This is a genomic window from Streptomyces sp. NPDC053673 (assembly GCF_055585225.1).
Window position 1 is genome coordinate 125,305 of record NZ_JBVJKN010000019.1, and the last position, 14,278, is coordinate 139,582.

At 70.5% G+C, this 14,278-nt stretch carries 14 protein-coding genes; 11 read left to right on the forward strand and 3 right to left on the reverse strand.

Translation table 11 applies throughout. The features are described from left to right. The first annotated feature begins 2 nt into the window (after positions 1–2). The 4 genes from ACZ6ZQ_RS25345 to ilvD all read left to right on the forward strand — a co-directional run bounded on the left by ACZ6ZQ_RS25345 (position 3) and on the right by ilvD (position 4,445). On the forward strand, positions 3–935 hold the full coding sequence (locus ACZ6ZQ_RS25345) for a Ppx/GppA family phosphatase (protein WP_469770793.1): 933 nt from the start codon (positions 3–5) through the stop codon (positions 933–935). A gap of 23 nt (positions 936–958) precedes the next feature. Further along, positions 959–1,840: a sugar phosphate isomerase/epimerase family protein gene (locus tag ACZ6ZQ_RS25350; protein WP_469770794.1), complete on the forward strand. Its 882-nt coding sequence runs from the start codon at positions 959–961 to the stop codon at positions 1,838–1,840. Beyond that, positions 1,837–2,448, forward strand: a complete 612-nt coding sequence (locus tag ACZ6ZQ_RS25355) for a TetR/AcrR family transcriptional regulator (RefSeq protein ID WP_469770795.1) — start codon at positions 1,837–1,839, stop codon at positions 2,446–2,448. The genes ACZ6ZQ_RS25350 and ACZ6ZQ_RS25355 overlap by 4 nt, the downstream gene beginning before the upstream one ends. Positions 2,449–2,594: 146 nt before the next feature. Next, the gene (ilvD, locus tag ACZ6ZQ_RS25360; protein ID WP_469770796.1) at positions 2,595–4,445 is read left to right on the forward strand and encodes a dihydroxy-acid dehydratase; all 1,851 of its coding nucleotides are present in this window, start codon (positions 2,595–2,597) and stop codon (positions 4,443–4,445) included. A 163-nt stretch (positions 4,446–4,608) separates the two neighbouring features. On the opposite strand, the gene ACZ6ZQ_RS25365 is transcribed toward ilvD, so the two are convergent. After that, positions 4,609–6,873: a protein kinase domain-containing protein gene (locus tag ACZ6ZQ_RS25365; RefSeq protein WP_469770797.1), complete on the reverse strand. Its 2,265-nt coding sequence runs from the start codon at positions 6,871–6,873 to the stop codon at positions 4,609–4,611. Between the two features lie 124 nt (positions 6,874–6,997). On the opposite strand from ACZ6ZQ_RS25365, the gene ACZ6ZQ_RS25370 reads away from it, so the two are divergent. The 6 genes from ACZ6ZQ_RS25370 to proC all read left to right on the forward strand — a co-directional run bounded on the left by ACZ6ZQ_RS25370 (position 6,998) and on the right by proC (position 11,080). Then, positions 6,998–7,312: an SH3 domain-containing protein gene (locus ACZ6ZQ_RS25370; protein ID WP_469770798.1), complete on the forward strand. Its 315-nt coding sequence runs from the start codon at positions 6,998–7,000 to the stop codon at positions 7,310–7,312. A gap of 99 nt (positions 7,313–7,411) precedes the next feature. After that, positions 7,412–8,017, forward strand: coding sequence for a hypothetical protein (locus tag ACZ6ZQ_RS25375; RefSeq protein ID WP_469770799.1), 606 nt, complete (start codon positions 7,412–7,414; stop codon positions 8,015–8,017). Positions 8,018–8,073: 56 nt separating this feature from the next. Next, positions 8,074–8,475 carry a hypothetical protein gene (locus ACZ6ZQ_RS25380; RefSeq protein ID WP_469770800.1) on the forward strand — a complete coding sequence of 134 codons (402 nt, stop codon included), beginning with the start codon at positions 8,074–8,076 and terminating at the stop codon, positions 8,473–8,475. A gap of 100 nt (positions 8,476–8,575) precedes the next feature. Continuing rightward, on the forward strand, positions 8,576–9,367 hold the full coding sequence (locus ACZ6ZQ_RS25385; RefSeq protein ID WP_469770801.1) for an ABC transporter ATP-binding protein: 792 nt from the start codon (positions 8,576–8,578) through the stop codon (positions 9,365–9,367). Further along, the gene (locus tag ACZ6ZQ_RS25390; protein WP_469770802.1) at positions 9,364–10,140 is read left to right on the forward strand and encodes an ABC transporter permease; all 777 of its coding nucleotides are present in this window, start codon (positions 9,364–9,366) and stop codon (positions 10,138–10,140) included. Before ACZ6ZQ_RS25385 ends, ACZ6ZQ_RS25390 begins: the two co-directional genes overlap by 4 nt. A 130-nt stretch (positions 10,141–10,270) precedes the next feature. Continuing rightward, entirely contained in the window at positions 10,271–11,080 is an 810-nt protein-coding gene (gene proC / locus ACZ6ZQ_RS25395) for a pyrroline-5-carboxylate reductase (RefSeq protein ID WP_469770803.1), read from the forward strand. Positions 11,081–11,083: 3 nt separating this feature from the next. Here proC and ACZ6ZQ_RS25400 read toward each other — a convergent pair whose 3' ends face one another. Continuing rightward, complete coding sequence (locus ACZ6ZQ_RS25400; protein ID WP_469770804.1) at positions 11,084–11,671, reverse strand: cysteine hydrolase family protein; 588 nt, start codon at positions 11,669–11,671, stop codon at positions 11,084–11,086. A 74-nt stretch (positions 11,672–11,745) separates the two neighbouring features. Between ACZ6ZQ_RS25400 and ACZ6ZQ_RS25405 the strand changes: the two genes are divergently transcribed. After that, entirely contained in the window at positions 11,746–12,744 is a 999-nt protein-coding gene (locus tag ACZ6ZQ_RS25405) for a GlxA family transcriptional regulator (protein WP_469770805.1), read from the forward strand. On the opposite strand, the gene trpS is transcribed toward ACZ6ZQ_RS25405, so the two are convergent. After that, on the reverse strand, positions 12,711–13,709 hold the full coding sequence (trpS, locus tag ACZ6ZQ_RS25410) for a tryptophan--tRNA ligase (RefSeq protein ID WP_469770806.1): 999 nt from the start codon (positions 13,707–13,709) through the stop codon (positions 12,711–12,713). The two genes, ACZ6ZQ_RS25405 and trpS, sit on opposite strands and share 34 nt — an antisense overlap. Between the last annotated feature and the right edge of the window lie 569 nt (positions 13,710–14,278).

The following is a 14,278-nucleotide window of genomic DNA, read 5'->3' on the forward strand; positions in this document are numbered from 1 at the left end:
ACATGAGACTCGGAGTCCTCGACGTCGGTTCGAACACGGTGCACCTGCTGGTGGTGGACGCACACCCCGGCGCACGGCCGCTGCCCGCCCATTCCCATAAGGCGGAGCTGCGCCTCGCCGAACTTCTCGACGGGGACGGAGCGATCGGCCCCGAGGGCGTCGACCGGCTCATCGCCACCCTGAACGACGCCCTGCAGGCCGCCGAGGACAAGGGCTGCGAGGACGTGCTCCCGTTCGCGACGTCCGCGGTCCGCGAGGCCACCAACGCCGACGACGTACTGGACCGGGTCAGGACCGTGACCGGTATCGACCTGCAGGTCCTCACCGGCGAGGAGGAGGCCCGGCTCACCTTTCTGGCGGCCCGCCGCTGGTTCGGCTGGTCGGCCGGGAAACTGCTGGTCCTGGACATCGGCGGCGGCTCGCTGGAGATCGCGATCGGCATCGACGAGGAGCCGGACATCGCCGTCAGCCTGCCCCTCGGCGCCGGCCGGCTCACCGCGGCGATGCTCCCGGGCGACCCGCCCGGCGCCGAGGACGTGCGGGCGCTGCGCCGCCATGTGCGCACCAGCATCGCCCGTACGGTCGGCGAGTTCAGCCGCTTCGGACGCCCCGACCACATCGTCGCCACGTCCAAGACCTTCAAGCAGCTCGCCCGTATCGCGGGCGCCGCGCGCTCCGCCGAGGGCCTGTACACCCAACGTGAGCTCAGTCATACGTCACTGGTGGAGTGGGTCCCCAAGCTCGCCGGCATGACCGCCGCGCAGCGCGTCACGCTGCCGGGTGTCTCCGAGGGCCGCGCCGCCCAACTGCTGGCGGGAGCCCTGGTCGCGGAGGGTGCGATGGACCTGTTCGACGTCGAGACGCTGGAGATCTGCCCGTGGGCGCTGCGCGAGGGCGTGATCCTGCGACGCCTGGACCACCTCCCCACCCCCTGATGCGGGACCGTAATCTGTCCCTCGTGGCAGAACCAGTGGTGCGCATCCCGGATGCGAAGGTCGCCCTGTCGACGGCCTCCGTCTATCCGGAGTCGACGGCGACGGCATTCGAGGTTGCCGCGCGCCTCGGGTACGACGGCATCGAGGTCATGGTCTGGACCGACCCGGTCAGCCAGGACATCGAGGCGCTGCGCCGGCTCTCCGACTACCACCAGGTGCCGATCCTGGCTGTCCACGCGCCGTGTCTGCTGATCACGCAGCGGGTCTGGTCCACCGACCCGTGGGTGAAGCTGCAGCGCGCCCAGGCGGCCGCCGAGAAGCTCGGCGCGTCGACCGTCGTCGTCCATCCGCCGTTCCGGTGGCAGCGGCAGTACGCCCGCGACTTCGTCTCCGGCATCTGGCGGATGGCGAGCGAAACGGATGTGCGCTTCGCCGTCGAAAACATGTACCCATGGCGCTACCGCGACCGCGAGATGCTCGCGTACGCCCCCGACTGGGACGTCACCAAAGAGGACTACCGGCACTTCACGATCGACCTCTCGCACACGGCCACGTCCCGCACGGACACCCTGGCCATGGTCGACCGCATGGGCGACCGGCTCGGACACGTCCATCTCGCGGACGGCAAGGGCTCGGCGAAGGACGAGCACCTGGTGCCGGGGCGCGGCGACCAGCCGTGCGCCGAGTTGCTGGAGCACCTCGCCCGTACCGGCTTCGACGGCCATGTGGTCATCGAGGTCAACACGCGCCGGGCGATGTCCGCGGCGGAGCGGGAGGCTGACCTGGCGGAGGCGCTGGCCTTCACCCGGCTGCATCTGGCGTCGGCGAGCACGCCTTCGCAGGAAGCGCCCCGGGGCACCGCCGGCGCGGCGGGCGGCGTCACCGGTGCCTCGGGCGGATCATGACCGGCGCGGCGCCCCGGCGGCGCGGCCGGCCCGCCCGCGCGGAGGCGGACACCGGGCCCGGCGCCCGCGAGCGCATCCTCCTGGCGGCCCGCACCGAGTTCGCCGAGCGCGGTTACGACAAGACGTCGGTGCGCGGCATCGCCAAGGCGGCAGGCGTCGACCCGGCCCTCGTCCACCACTACTTCGGTACGAAGGAAGAGGTCTTCGCGGCCGCCATCGAGGTGTCCTTCGAGCCCGCGCTCGTCATCCCGGCGGTCCTGGGCCAGGGCACGGAAGGCCTCGGCGAAAGGCTGGCCCGCTACTTCATCGGCGTCTGGGAGAACCCGGTGACCCGGGCCCCGCTGCTGGCGATCATCCGCTCGGCGCTCACGCACGAGGCGGCGGCGAAGGTGCTGCGCGGCTTCGTACTCAGACGACTGCTGGAGCGGGTGGCGGCGGACCTCGACGTACCGAACCCGAAGTTCCGCGCGGAGCTGGCCGCCTCGCACATGATCGGCATCGCGATCCTGCGGTATGTGATCCAGGTGGAGCCGCTGGCCTCGGCGGACCCGGAGGAGATCATCGCTTTGGTCGCGCCGACGTTGCAGAGGTACCTGACGGAGGCCTGAGCGCCCGCGCGTACGAGGGCTCCCGGCCGGACGGGCGGCTGCCCGAAACGCGGACCCCCGTCCCGCATTCCGGACCAGGCGTCCAGATCTTGGAGCATCGGCGTACGCTCGAGAGCAGCCAGAACTGTCTGAAGGAGCGAGCGACGATGCCCGAGCTGAGGTCCCGCACAGTCACCCACGGCCGCAATATGGCGGGCGCCCGCGCCCTTATGCGGGCCTCGGGCGTAGCGGGCGCGGACATCGGCAAGCCGATCATCGCGGTCGCCAACTCCTTCACCGAGTTCGTGCCCGGCCACACGCACCTCGCCCCGGTCGGCCGGATCGTCTCCGACGCGATCCTGGCGGCGGGCGCGGTGCCCCGCGAGTTCAACACGATCGCCGTCGACGACGGCATCGCTATGGGCCACGGCGGCATGCTGTACTCACTGCCCTCCCGGGACCTGATCGCGGACTCCGTCGAGTACATGGTCGAGGCGCACTGCGCCGACGCCCTGATCTGCATCTCCAACTGCGACAAGATCACCCCGGGCATGCTGATGGCCGCGATGCGCCTCAACATCCCCGCGGTCTTCGTCTCCGGCGGTCCGATGGAGGCCGGCCAGGCGACCCTCGTGGACGGCACGGTCCGCAAGCTCGACCTGATCAACGCCATCGTCGACGCGGTCAACGAGAACGTGTCGGACGACGACGTCCTCCGTATCGAGGAGAACGCCTGCCCGACCTGCGGCTCCTGTTCCGGCATGTTCACCGCCAACTCGATGAACTGCCTCACCGAGGCCATCGGCCTCTCCCTGCCGGGCAACGGCTCGGTCCTCGCCACCCACACCGCCCGCAAGGCCCTGTACGAGAACGCGGGCCGTACGGTCGTCGAGATCACCAAGCGCTACTACGAGCAGGGCGACGAGTCCGTCCTGCCGCGCAACATCGCCACCCGCGAGGCGTTCGAGAACGCGATGGCCCTCGACATCGCCATGGGCGGCTCGACCAACACGATCCTCCACCTGCTGGCCGCCGCCCAGGAGGCCGAGCTGGACTACGACCTGACCGACATCGACGCCGTCTCGCGCCGCGTCCCCTGCCTGGCCAAGGTCGCGCCGAACGTCGCCCCCGGCGGCACGTACTACATGGAGGACGTCCACCGGGCCGGCGGCATCCCCGCCATCCTGGGCGAGCTGTACCGCGGCGGGCTGCTGAACGAGGACGTCCACACCGTCCACTCGGCGTCTCTCGCCGAATGGCTCAAGACCTGGGACGTCCGCGGCGGCTCCCCCTCCGCCGAGGCCGTCGAACTGTGGCACGCGGCCCCCGGCTGTGTCCGCTCCGCTACCGCCTTCTCGCAGTCCGAGCGGTGGGATTCCCTGGACGTCGACGCCGAGGGCGGCTGCATCCGCTCCGTCGAGCACGCCTACTCCAAGGACGGCGGCCTGGCCGTCCTCAAGGGCAACATCGCCGAGGACGGCTGCGTCGTGAAGACCGCCGGTGTCGACGAGTCGATCTGGACCTTCGAGGGCCCGGCCGTCGTCTGCGAATCGCAGGACGAGGCCGTCGACAAGATCCTTTCCAAGGTCGTCAAGGAAGGCGACGTGGTCGTCATCCGCTACGAGGGCCCGCGCGGCGGCCCCGGCATGCAGGAGATGCTCTACCCGACCTCCTTCCTGAAGGGCCGCGGCCTCGGCAAGGCCTGCGCCCTCGTCACCGACGGCCGCTTCTCCGGCGGTACGTCGGGCCTGTCCATCGGCCACGCCTCCCCGGAGGCCGCGTCCGGCGGCACGATCGCCCTCGTCGAGGACGGCGACCTCATCCGCATCGACATCCCGGGCCGCTCGATCGAACTCCTCGTGGACGACGCCACGCTGGAGGCCCGCCGTGAGGCCCTGGGCGGCGTCTACGCCCCCAAGAATCGCGAGCGCAAGGTCTCGGCAGCGCTGCGCGCCTATGCGGCGATGGCGACGAGCGCGGACAAGGGCGCGGTGCGGGACGTGTCGAAGCTGGGCTGAGCCCGATCAGACCGAGCCCTGTCGGACGACGTCTCGGTCGGTTCTCAGCTGTACGGAGCATCTCAGCCGCGTTCTCAGACGCACGAAGCGTCTCAGCCGAGTTCTGAGTCGTACGAAGCCCCGGTGGGAGGTCCCGCCGGGGCTTCGCGCTGTGTACCCCGGCTCACCAGCGTGCCGGATCCGCGGCGTCCACGGCGAAGACCGAGCCGTCCGGGGCGGTCGCGAAGACCTTGCCCTCGGCCGTGACGGGCGCGGGCAGCGCGCCCGCGAAGCCGAGTCTGCCGCCGTGCAGCCGGGCGCGGGTCTGGCCGAGGACGACGCCGCGCTGCGTGTCGACGGCGAAGAGCCGTCCGTCGGCGGCGGAGAAGTACAGCCGGTCGTCCCCGGCGAGAGCGGGGTGGGAGGCGCGTCCCGCCGCGGTTTCCAGGCGCCACAGTTCGGTGCTCTGCGCGGCGGTCGTACGACGGGTGTCGACGGCCAGCAGTGTGCCGCCCCTCGCCAGCAGGTAGGCGATGTCTCCCCGTACGGCGAGCTTCGGCTCCGCGAGGGGGAACGGCAGCTTCACACGGTGCGCGGTCCGCTTGCGGGTGTCGTAGCGGACGATCGCGTCGGTCTGGGTGTTCCGGTCCGTCGAGGTGAGGAAGAGCGTGCCGTCGGCGGTCGCGGCCGGGGTGAGGTTTCCGTCGAGTCTGCGCTGCCACGCCATGTCGCCGCTGCGCGGGTTCACCGCGGTGACCAGGGTGGTGGCGCCGTCCGGGGCGTTCTCGAACACATGGAGAAGGCCGGTCGCCGCGCTGTAGGGACCGAAGTCCGGGCGGCGGTGCCCGGGCAGAGCGTGGCGCCAGCGCGTCTTCCCCGTGGACCCGTCCAGAGCCTTCATCGTGCCGGCCGGCGAGACGAGGAGGACGGTGTCGCCCGCGTAACCGACGCCACCGAGGAAGGCGGAGACGTCCGCGCTCCAGCCGGGTGAGCCGGCGGCCGGACCGTACGTCTGGATCTTCGCCGTCCGTGCCGTGGCCGCGGTGGTGTGCACCAGCCCGCCGGAGACGGCAGGGACGGAGGCGTCGCCCTCAGCGGTCTTTCCCGAGGGCGCCGTGACCGACCAGATCACCCGCCCGTCGGCGGGATCGAGCCGCGCCGCCCCGACACCGCGCACGGAGCAGTAGAGCGACCCGTCCGCGAAGCCGCAGGCGGGGGCGGCTGCGGAGGCGGAGTCACCCGAGGCACGCAGGCTCGTCTCCCACGGGGTGAACTCCTCCTTGGCCGCACCCGCGCGGGAGCGCGCGCTGCCAGGTGCGTCCGTGCCGCCGTACTCCCGTACCGCGAGCGCGCCACCGGCGCCGAGAAGCAGCAGCGCGGCGCCCGCCGACAGCAGACGCCTGCGTGTCCGCGTACGCCGCGTGCTCTCCGTACTTCCCGTACTTCCTGTGCTTCCCGAGCTCCCCGTGCTTCCTGTACTACGCGTACTGCCCGTGCTCCGCATGCGAGTTCGCGAGGCGGGAGACGAGCCGTCGGAGCCGTCAGGGGCGTCCGGCTCCTCGGCCGGCGGGGGCTGCGCACTGCTCGACCGTCGCTGAGCGGGTATGAAGGCCGCGGCCTCGTACGACGGAGGGCGCAGCTCCGCCATGATCTCGTCCGGAGTGGGCCGCTCCGCGGGTTCCTTGGCCAGACAGCGGCTGATCAGCGGCGCGAGTTCGGCCGGTACGCCGGCCAGGTCCGCCTCGTCGTGGACCACTTGGTACGCCACGATGTACGGGCTGTCCGAGTCGAAAGGCCCGCTCCCCGTTGCCGCGTGCACCAGCACCGACCCGAGCGCGAACACATCTGCGGCGGGCCCCACTTCGCGCGGTCGCTGGAACTGCTCGGGCGCCATGAAGGGCGGCGAGCCGATCAACTTCCCCGTCTCCGTACGCAGATCGCTGTCGAACGGCCGGGAGATCCCGAAGTCGATGACCTTCGGACCGGTATCGGTGAGGAGGACGTTGCTGGGCTTGAGGTCCCGGTGGACGACCCCGGCGCGGTGGATGTCGCGCAGGGCCTCGGCGAGCCCGGCCGTGAGCCTGCGCAGCTCGGCGGGGGCCATGGGACCGCTCCGCTTCACCTGGTCGGCGAGCGTGGGCCCGGGGACGTAGAGGGTCGCCATCCAGGGGCGTTCGGCGTCCGGATCGGCATCCACGACGGATGCGGTGAAGGCCCCGCTCACCCGGCGTGCGGCCGCGACCTCCTGCCGGAATCTGGCCCTGAACTCCGGGTCCGCCGCGTACTGTTCATGCACGATCTTGACCGCGAGGCGCAGACCGGAGGCCGAGCGTGCGAGGTGCACGACCCCCATGCCGCCGGCCCCCAGGCACGCCTCAAGACGGTACCGCCCCGCGTATCCGGGCTGTTCCGCTTCCGGGCCGGTCCCGCTCTCTCGCAGCGGCGGCATCGTCCACCCCCGTGTGTTCGTCCGCAAGCGCGACTCACGGAGCCTAGTCGATGGTTCGTTCAATGCGGACGGGGCTTGCTAGCCTGCGCGTCGCAGAGAGTGAACAGCAACGGGGGAGGGCCACATGGCCGTTGAAGAGATCAATGAGAGTGCCGCTGCCGACGCCGTCCGGGCCGAAGCCGCCGCGGACGTCGTCCGGTATCCGATCGCGCCGGGCTACCGGGTCAATGTCCGGTCGGGGCCGGGGCGGCAGTTCCGGCTGATCCGCACCCTGCCGTACAACGTCAGGGTGCCGGTGTACTGCCAGAAGCCCGGTGAGCGGATCACCGGCCCGTACGGAACGACCACCCTGTGGGACAACATCGCCGACGGCGAGTACGTCTCGGACGCTTACGTGAACACGGGCAGCGACGGCTACGTCGCGCCGCAGTGCTCCTGAGCGCCGGAGTGCCTGAGCGCCGGAGCTCAGAGTTCCCGAGTTCCTGACGGCTCTGGTCCCGCGCGGGGGACGCCGGGGATGCCGGGGATAATCGACTCTGTGAGCGAGAACGAAAAGGCCACCCCGAAGGGGAACGGCGGCACCGGGACCCCGGCCGGGACCCCGGCCGGCACCGGCACCGGTAGTGGGACCGGCAAGGGCAATGGGAGCAGTGCCGCCCGTACCGGCCCACAACCCGAGCCGATCCGGTTCTTCGGCACCACCTGGGTCGACCACGACGGCGGCTACGCGCTGCGACGTGCCGCCGTCGCCGCCGGTTCGCTCGCCGCGGCCGCCGCCGGGTGTCTGGTCCTCCGGATCGCGTACCAGGGCCTGGAGACCGCCGAGGTCGGCGGCTTCGTCAACACGCTCGTGGTCGTGATGTTCGCGATCTGCAGTGCCATCGCCTTCCGCAAGGCCTGGGAAGGCTTCACACGCCGCTCCGCGGACCCCGCCCGCGACGAGTCCCTGCGCAGCCTCAAGGCGATCGGTTTCATCGGTCTGCTGCTCGCGTACTTCGTCCGTTCGCTCATCGAGGCCCCGGGCGAGAAGCTCCGGCGCACGGAGTACGAGACGGCCGTCGCCCAGTACGAGAAGCGCCGCACCACGCGCGCGGGCAATCCGGCGGCGCGATCGGCGGCCCGCAAGAAGCCGAAGCGCCGGTAGCCGGACCCGTCCGTCTCGCGTCCGCCCGTCTCCACCGGTCCCGCCGGCTTCCGCGGGTGCCCGCGGGCCACGACGAGGCGGACTGTCACATTCCGTGCTCCGAGGTGTACGTCGCCGGTGACGCGGCGGCCGCCACCTCGCCCAAGGCGGGTGCCCTGCGCATGGCCTGCGCGATCGCACCGCCCACGGGCTCCCACGCCGCCTCGTCGATCATCTCGGAATCCCGCGGCCGCGAACCGCGACCGCTGAACTTCGGCTTTCTCATCCAGTGCGTGAGCCTCGGCCGTTACGACGGCCTGATCCAGTTCGTCCGCCCGGACGACACCCCGCGCAACCGTCTCCTCAAGGGCCGCCTCGCCGCTCGCACCAAGGCACAGGTGGTCAGCTCCACGGTCCGCTTCCTCCACCAGGCCTCCCGCCGCCCGTGGACCATCCCCCTGACACCGGGCATGTCGTGACGTGCGGAGCACGAGCGGATGCGGGCCGGCGGTTGGTTGTGTCCAACCGTTCCTCCTCACAGGCTTGACGCTCCATTCCCCCGGGATCATTATTCATCGCATGATGAATAATGATCCCGGGGGCTCCGAGCGCGCCGGCCACCCCGCCATCCACGCTCGCGCGCTCACCGTCGTCCGCGGTCCCCGCACCGTCCTCCGAGCCCTCGACTTCGACGTCCCACCCGGCCAGATCACCGGCCTCCTCGGCCCGTCCGGCTGCGGGAAATCCACCCTGATGCGGGCCGTCGTCGGCACACAGGCCAAAGTCACCGGCACCCTCGACGTCCTCGGCCGACCGGCGGGCGACGCCTCCCTCCGCTCCCGGATCGGCTATGTCACCCAAGCCCCCTCCGTCTACGACGACCTGACGGTCCGCCAGAACCTCGACTATTTCGCGGCCATCCTCGACCCCGGCCGCGCCGCAGCCGAGCGCCGCCGCCGGCACGTCACCCAGGCCATCGCCGACGTCGACCTCGCCGACCACGCCCACGTCCTCGCAGGCCGGCTCTCCGGCGGCCAGCGCAGCCGCGTCTCCCTCGCCGTAGCCCTGATCGGGACCCCCGAACTGCTCGTGCTCGACGAACCCACGGTCGGCCTCGACCCGGTCCTCCGCCGCGACCTGTGGGACCTCTTCCACCGCATCGCCGCGGACCGGGGCACCACGATCCTCGTCTCCTCGCACGTCATGGACGAGGCCGAGCGCTGCCACCGCCTGCTGCTCCTGCGCGAGGGCGAACTCCTCGCCGACGACACCCCCGACGCCCTGCGGCACCGCCACGACACCGCCACCGTCGAAGGCGCCTTCCTCCACCTCGTCGACACGGCCAACGCCCTTCAGGAGACCGCACGATGAACGCCCAACCGACCGCGCCCGCCGCCGCGCCCGCCATCTCCGCCGCCCGCACCCTCGCCACCGCCGCCCGCGTCCTGCGCCAACTGCGCCACGACCCGCGCTCGATCGCCCTGATGCTCCTGGTGCCGTGCGTGATGCTCTTCCTGCTGCGCTACGTCTTCGACGACAGCGCCCGGACCTTCGACGCGATCGGCGCATCGCTGCTCGGCATCTTCCCGCTGATCACGATGTTCCTGATCACCTCGATCGCCACCCTCCGCGAGCGCACCTCCGGCACCCTCGAACGCCTCCTCGCCATGCCGCTGGGAAAGGGCGACCTGATCGCCGGCTACGCCGTGGCCTTCGGCCTGCTCGCCATCATCCAGTCCGCCCTCGCCACCGGCCTCGCCCTCTGGTTCCTCGGCCTGGACGTCATCGGCTCACCCTGGCTGCTGCTCCTCGTCGCACTGCTGGACGCCCTGCTCGGCACGGCCCTCGGCCTCTTCGTCTCCGCCTTCGCCGCCTCCGAGTTCCAGGCGGTCCAGTTCATGCCCGCGGTGATCTTCCCCCAGTTGCTGCTCTGCGGACTGTTCACCGCACGCGACAACATGCAGCCCGTCCTCGAAGGCATCTCGAACCTCCTGCCCATGTCGTACGCCGTCGACGGCATGAACGAAGTGCTCCGGCACACCGACGTCACCGCCAACTTCATCCGCGACGTCCTCATCGTCGCCGCCTGCGCCCTCCTCGTTCTCACCCTCGGCGCGGCCACCCTCCGCCGCCGCACCGCGTGACCGCCCCTCGGACACCTCCGGCACTTCCACCTCACCGGTGCGAGGATGTTGCCGTACATGGATCACTCATCCACGTACGGCAATGAGCACCACGGCAATCAGCACATCCCCACCGGCGAGGTGACCCCGCATGACCCAGACAGTCGCAGTCCTCGGCACCGGCAAGATCGGCGAGGCCCTGCTCAGTGGCATGATCCGGGCCGGCTGGCCCGCCTCCGCCCTCCTGGTCACCGCACGCCGCGCCGAACGCGCCGATGAGCTCCGCACCCGCTACGGCGTCGAAGCCGTCACCAACGCCGACGCCGCCAAGCGCGCCGACACCCTCATCCTGGCCGTCAAGCCCCAGGACATGAGCAAGCTCCTCGACGAACTCGCCCCCCACGTGTCCGCCGAGCGTCTCGTCATCAGCGCCGCAGCCGGTATCACCACCTCCACCATCGAAGACCGTCTCGCGCCCAACACCCCCGTCGTCCGTGTCATGCCGAACACGCCCGTCCTCGTCGACGAAGGCATGTCCGTCATCTCCGGCGGCAGCCACGCCACCGCCGAACACCTCGCCCACACCGAGGAGATCTTCGGCGGAGTCGGCAAGACCCTCCGCGTCCCCGAGTCCCAGCAGGACGCCGCCACCGCGCTCTCCGGCTCCGGACCGGCCTACTTCTACTTCCTCGTCGAGGCCATGACCGACGCCGGCATCCTCCTCGGCCTGCCCCGAGCCCAAGCCCACGACCTCATCGTCCAGGCCGCCATCGGCGCCGCCGTGATGCTCCGCGACTCCGGCGAACACCCGGTCAAGCTCCGCGAAGCCGTCACCTCCCCGGCCGGCACCACCATCAGCGCCATCCGCGAGCTCGAGAACCACGGGGTGCGCGCGGCCCTCATCGCCGCCCTGGAAGCGGCCCGCGACCGCAGCCGCGAGCTCGCCTCCGGCAACGGCTGACGCTCACTTCGCGGCCGCGACGACCAGCTCTTCCGTCGACACCACCCCGGCGAACCCACCGCCGTGCAGCGACACGGCGGTGGCCCGCGCCAGCTCGTCCGCGCCCAGCGTCCACCCAAAGGGCCCGGCCAGATCAAAGGTGTACGTTGCGTCCAGCGCGAACAGCACGTCGTACCCGAGATTCCCGCCCATTCGCGCCGTGGTCTCCGCACACATATTGGTCTGGATGCCGGCCACCACGAACTGCCGCACTCCCTGAGCCTCGAACCACGCCCGCAGATCCGGTGTCCCGTAGAACGCCGAGTTCACGGTCTTCGTCACCAGCAGCTCCGCCCCGCTGCCCTTCCCCCTCCTCTGCTCCACGTACTCCTTGAAGTCATTCCCTTCGTATCCGGGCCGCAGCGGCGACTCGGGCTTCGAGGAGTCGTGCCGTACGAAGACGACCGGCCTCCCGCTCGCCTGCCATACATCGATCAGCGAGGCGATGTTCCCGTCCGCCTGCGGATTGTTCCGAGGCCCCCAGAACTCCTCCTCCTCGAACCCCTTCTGTACGTCGACGACGACCAGCGCTGCGTTCTCTGCGATCTCCATGACCACCATGCTGTCGCCGCCCGCACCTCCTTCACAGAGGAGCAGAAGCCAGCGATCGATGGTTTACTGCCATCATGGCGACCCTGTCACCAGCAGCTCAGCGCATCGCCCTCCTCTCCTTCCCCGGCATCCGCGCCTTCGATGTCTCCGTCATCAGCGAGGTCTGGGGAGTCGACCGCACCGACCGCGGGGTACCCCTTTTCGAACTCCGCCGCACCGGCACCGACCGCACCCCCGTCCCCATGCGCGGCGGTCTCAGCCTCACCCCCGACCGCACCCTCGCCTGGCTCAGCCGCGCCGACCTCGTCGTCGTCCCCGGCCTGGACGACCACCTCACGACCGCGCCGCCCCCGGTCCTCGACGCCCTACGCCGGGCGCACACCCGAGGCACCCCGATCGCCGCCCTCTGCGGAGGCGCCTTCACCCTCGCCCAGGCCGGCCTTCTCGACGGCCGCCGCGCGATCACCCACTGGAACCTGACTCACCTCCTCCGCGAGCACCACCCCCAGGTCACCGTCGTGCCCGACGCCCTCTTCCTCCACGACGCCAACATCTGGACCTCCGCCGGTACGGCTGCCGGCATCGACCTCTGCCTCCATCTCGTCCGCATCACCCACGGCGCCGAGGCCGCCGCCACCATCGCCCGGTCGATGGTCACCGCCCCCTTCCGCACCGGCACTCAGGCCCAGTTCATCGAGCACCCCACCCCACGCGCCGACCGCGACGCCCACACCCTCGCCGCCGTCCGCGACTACGCCCTCGCCCACCTCGCGGAACCCCACACCGTCGCGTCCCTCGCCGCCCGCGCAGGTATGTCCCCGCGCTCCTTCGCCCGCCACTTCCAGGCCGGCACCGGCACCACCCCCCTCCACTGGCTCATCACCCAGCGCGTCGCAGCCGCCCAGAAACTCCTCGAACTCACCGATCACCCCATCCCTGAGGTCGCGCGCCGCACGGGATTCGGCAGCGAGGTGACCATGCGCCAGCACTTCGCAGCTCACCTCGCCACCAGCCCGCGCGACTACCGGGCAGCGTTCCGTCAGCCGGCCGGAAGCAGCCCGATCGCCCGATAGGCACGATCCACCAGAGGACGGGCCAACCCCCGGGCCCGAGCGGCCCCCGCCCTCAGCACCTCATCCACGTATGCCGGATCGGCCGCCAGCTCCGCATGCCGTTCCCGCAACGGCCTCAGCAGCTCCACCACCGCCTCGGCCGTGTCCTTCTTCAGCGCGCCGTACGACTCATATACACCGGCCAAGGCCTCCGGGTTCCCGTTCTCGCAGGCGGAAAGAATCTCCAGCAGATTCGCCACCCCCGGCCGGCCCTCCCGGTCGTACTCGACGTCCTGCCCGCTGTCCGTCACAGCCCGCATGATCTTGCGCCGGATCACGTCCGCGTCGTCGAGCAGATAGACGGTCCCGGCCCCGTTCTCGTGCGACTTCCCCATCTTCGACGCCGGGTCCTGCAGATCCATCACCCTCGCCGCGACCTGCGGATGCGTCGCCTTCGGCACGGTGAAGACATGCCCGTACCGCTGGTTGAACCGCACCGCCAGATCCCGTGTCAGCTCGACGTGCTGTGCCTGGTCGTCCCCGACCGGTACCTCGTCCGTCGCGTACGCCAGGATGTCCGCCGCCATCAGCACCGGATACGTCAGCAGCGACAGCCGCACACTCTCCCCGGCCGCCCGCGCACGCGCCGCCTTCTCCTTGTACTGGATCATGCGCCGCATCTCGCCGTCCGTGGCCGTGCACTCCAGCAGATACGAGAGCCGGGCGTGCTCGTCCACATGACTCTGAACGAACAGGGTGCACCGTTCCGGATCCAGCCCGGCCGCCAGCAGCAGAGTCGCCGCCTGACGGCTCAGCCTTCTTACCCGCGCAGGGTCGTGCTCCACGGTCAGGGCATGCAGATCCACGACGCTGAACAGCGCGTCCGACTGATGCTGATCGGCCTCGACCCACCGCCGCACGGCCCCGAGGTAGTTCCCGAGCGTCAGATGCCCCGTGGGCTTGACCCCGCTGAAGGTCCGCTTCATCTGTTCGTTCTCCCTCTCCTGCCGGAGCCGCCGCCATCAGCGGCCGGCCCCCGGAGGGAGAAACGCAAACGGCCGCCGAGGCGGCGGCCGTTGAGTGCATGCGTGTGTGCCGGCCGCCGTCAGGCGGCCCACCACTGAAGGGTGCACGCATGCGTAGTCATACGTGGAGAGTACGCCCTCGGGCCTCGGGTTGACATGCGAAACCCCGATCCGTAGTGTTCTCCGGGTTGTCCGACGTGAGCACCGACTCCGGTCGGCCCCGGACAGCCATTCCGCAAGACCTACTCCAAGTGAGCGACACACCGTCGCCTTGCTTTGTGTGCGCTTTTGCGAAATGAGGAATCCGCGTTCGAATGAACGCAGCCCGATTAGCGTCGGGGACGAGGAATCCGCTAAAGTCTCACTCGTCGGAACGGCCAAAGCGACCGGAAAGGCAACCCCCTCTGACTGGGAATCAGGCCCGAAAGGATCTGGTAGAGTCGGAACCGCCGGAAAGGGAAACGCGAAAGCGAAGAACGGCCCGGCAGCCCGCTCCAGCGGGTGGCGGAAACGGAAATCGGATCTGCTAA

What these genes read in the sequence shown, in the direction of transcription:
- ACZ6ZQ_RS25345 (WP_469770793.1), top strand. Translation starts at nt 3, where the DNA reads ATGAGACTCGGAGTCCTCGACGTCGGTTCGAACACGGTGCACCTGCTG.
- ACZ6ZQ_RS25355 (WP_469770795.1), top strand. Translation starts at nt 1,837, where the DNA reads ATGACCGGCGCGGCGCCCCGGCGGCGCGGCCGGCCCGCCCGCGCGGAG.
- ilvD (WP_469770796.1), top strand. Translation starts at nt 2,595, where the DNA reads ATGCCCGAGCTGAGGTCCCGCACAGTCACCCACGGCCGCAATATGGCG.
- ACZ6ZQ_RS25365 (WP_469770797.1), bottom strand. Translation starts at nt 6,873, where the DNA reads ATGCCGCCGCTGCGAGAGAGCGGGACCGGCCCGGAAGCGGAACAGCCC.
- ACZ6ZQ_RS25370 (WP_469770798.1), top strand. Translation starts at nt 6,998, where the DNA reads ATGGCCGTTGAAGAGATCAATGAGAGTGCCGCTGCCGACGCCGTCCGG.
- ACZ6ZQ_RS25385 (WP_469770801.1), top strand. Translation starts at nt 8,576, where the DNA reads ATGATGAATAATGATCCCGGGGGCTCCGAGCGCGCCGGCCACCCCGCC.
- ACZ6ZQ_RS25390 (WP_469770802.1), top strand. Translation starts at nt 9,364, where the DNA reads ATGAACGCCCAACCGACCGCGCCCGCCGCCGCGCCCGCCATCTCCGCC.
- proC (WP_469770803.1), top strand. Translation starts at nt 10,271, where the DNA reads ATGACCCAGACAGTCGCAGTCCTCGGCACCGGCAAGATCGGCGAGGCC.
- ACZ6ZQ_RS25400 (WP_469770804.1), bottom strand. Translation starts at nt 11,671, where the DNA reads ATGGAGATCGCAGAGAACGCAGCGCTGGTCGTCGTCGACGTACAGAAG.
- ACZ6ZQ_RS25405 (WP_469770805.1), top strand. Translation starts at nt 11,746, where the DNA reads ATGGCGACCCTGTCACCAGCAGCTCAGCGCATCGCCCTCCTCTCCTTC.
- trpS (WP_469770806.1), bottom strand. Translation starts at nt 13,709, where the DNA reads ATGAAGCGGACCTTCAGCGGGGTCAAGCCCACGGGGCATCTGACGCTC.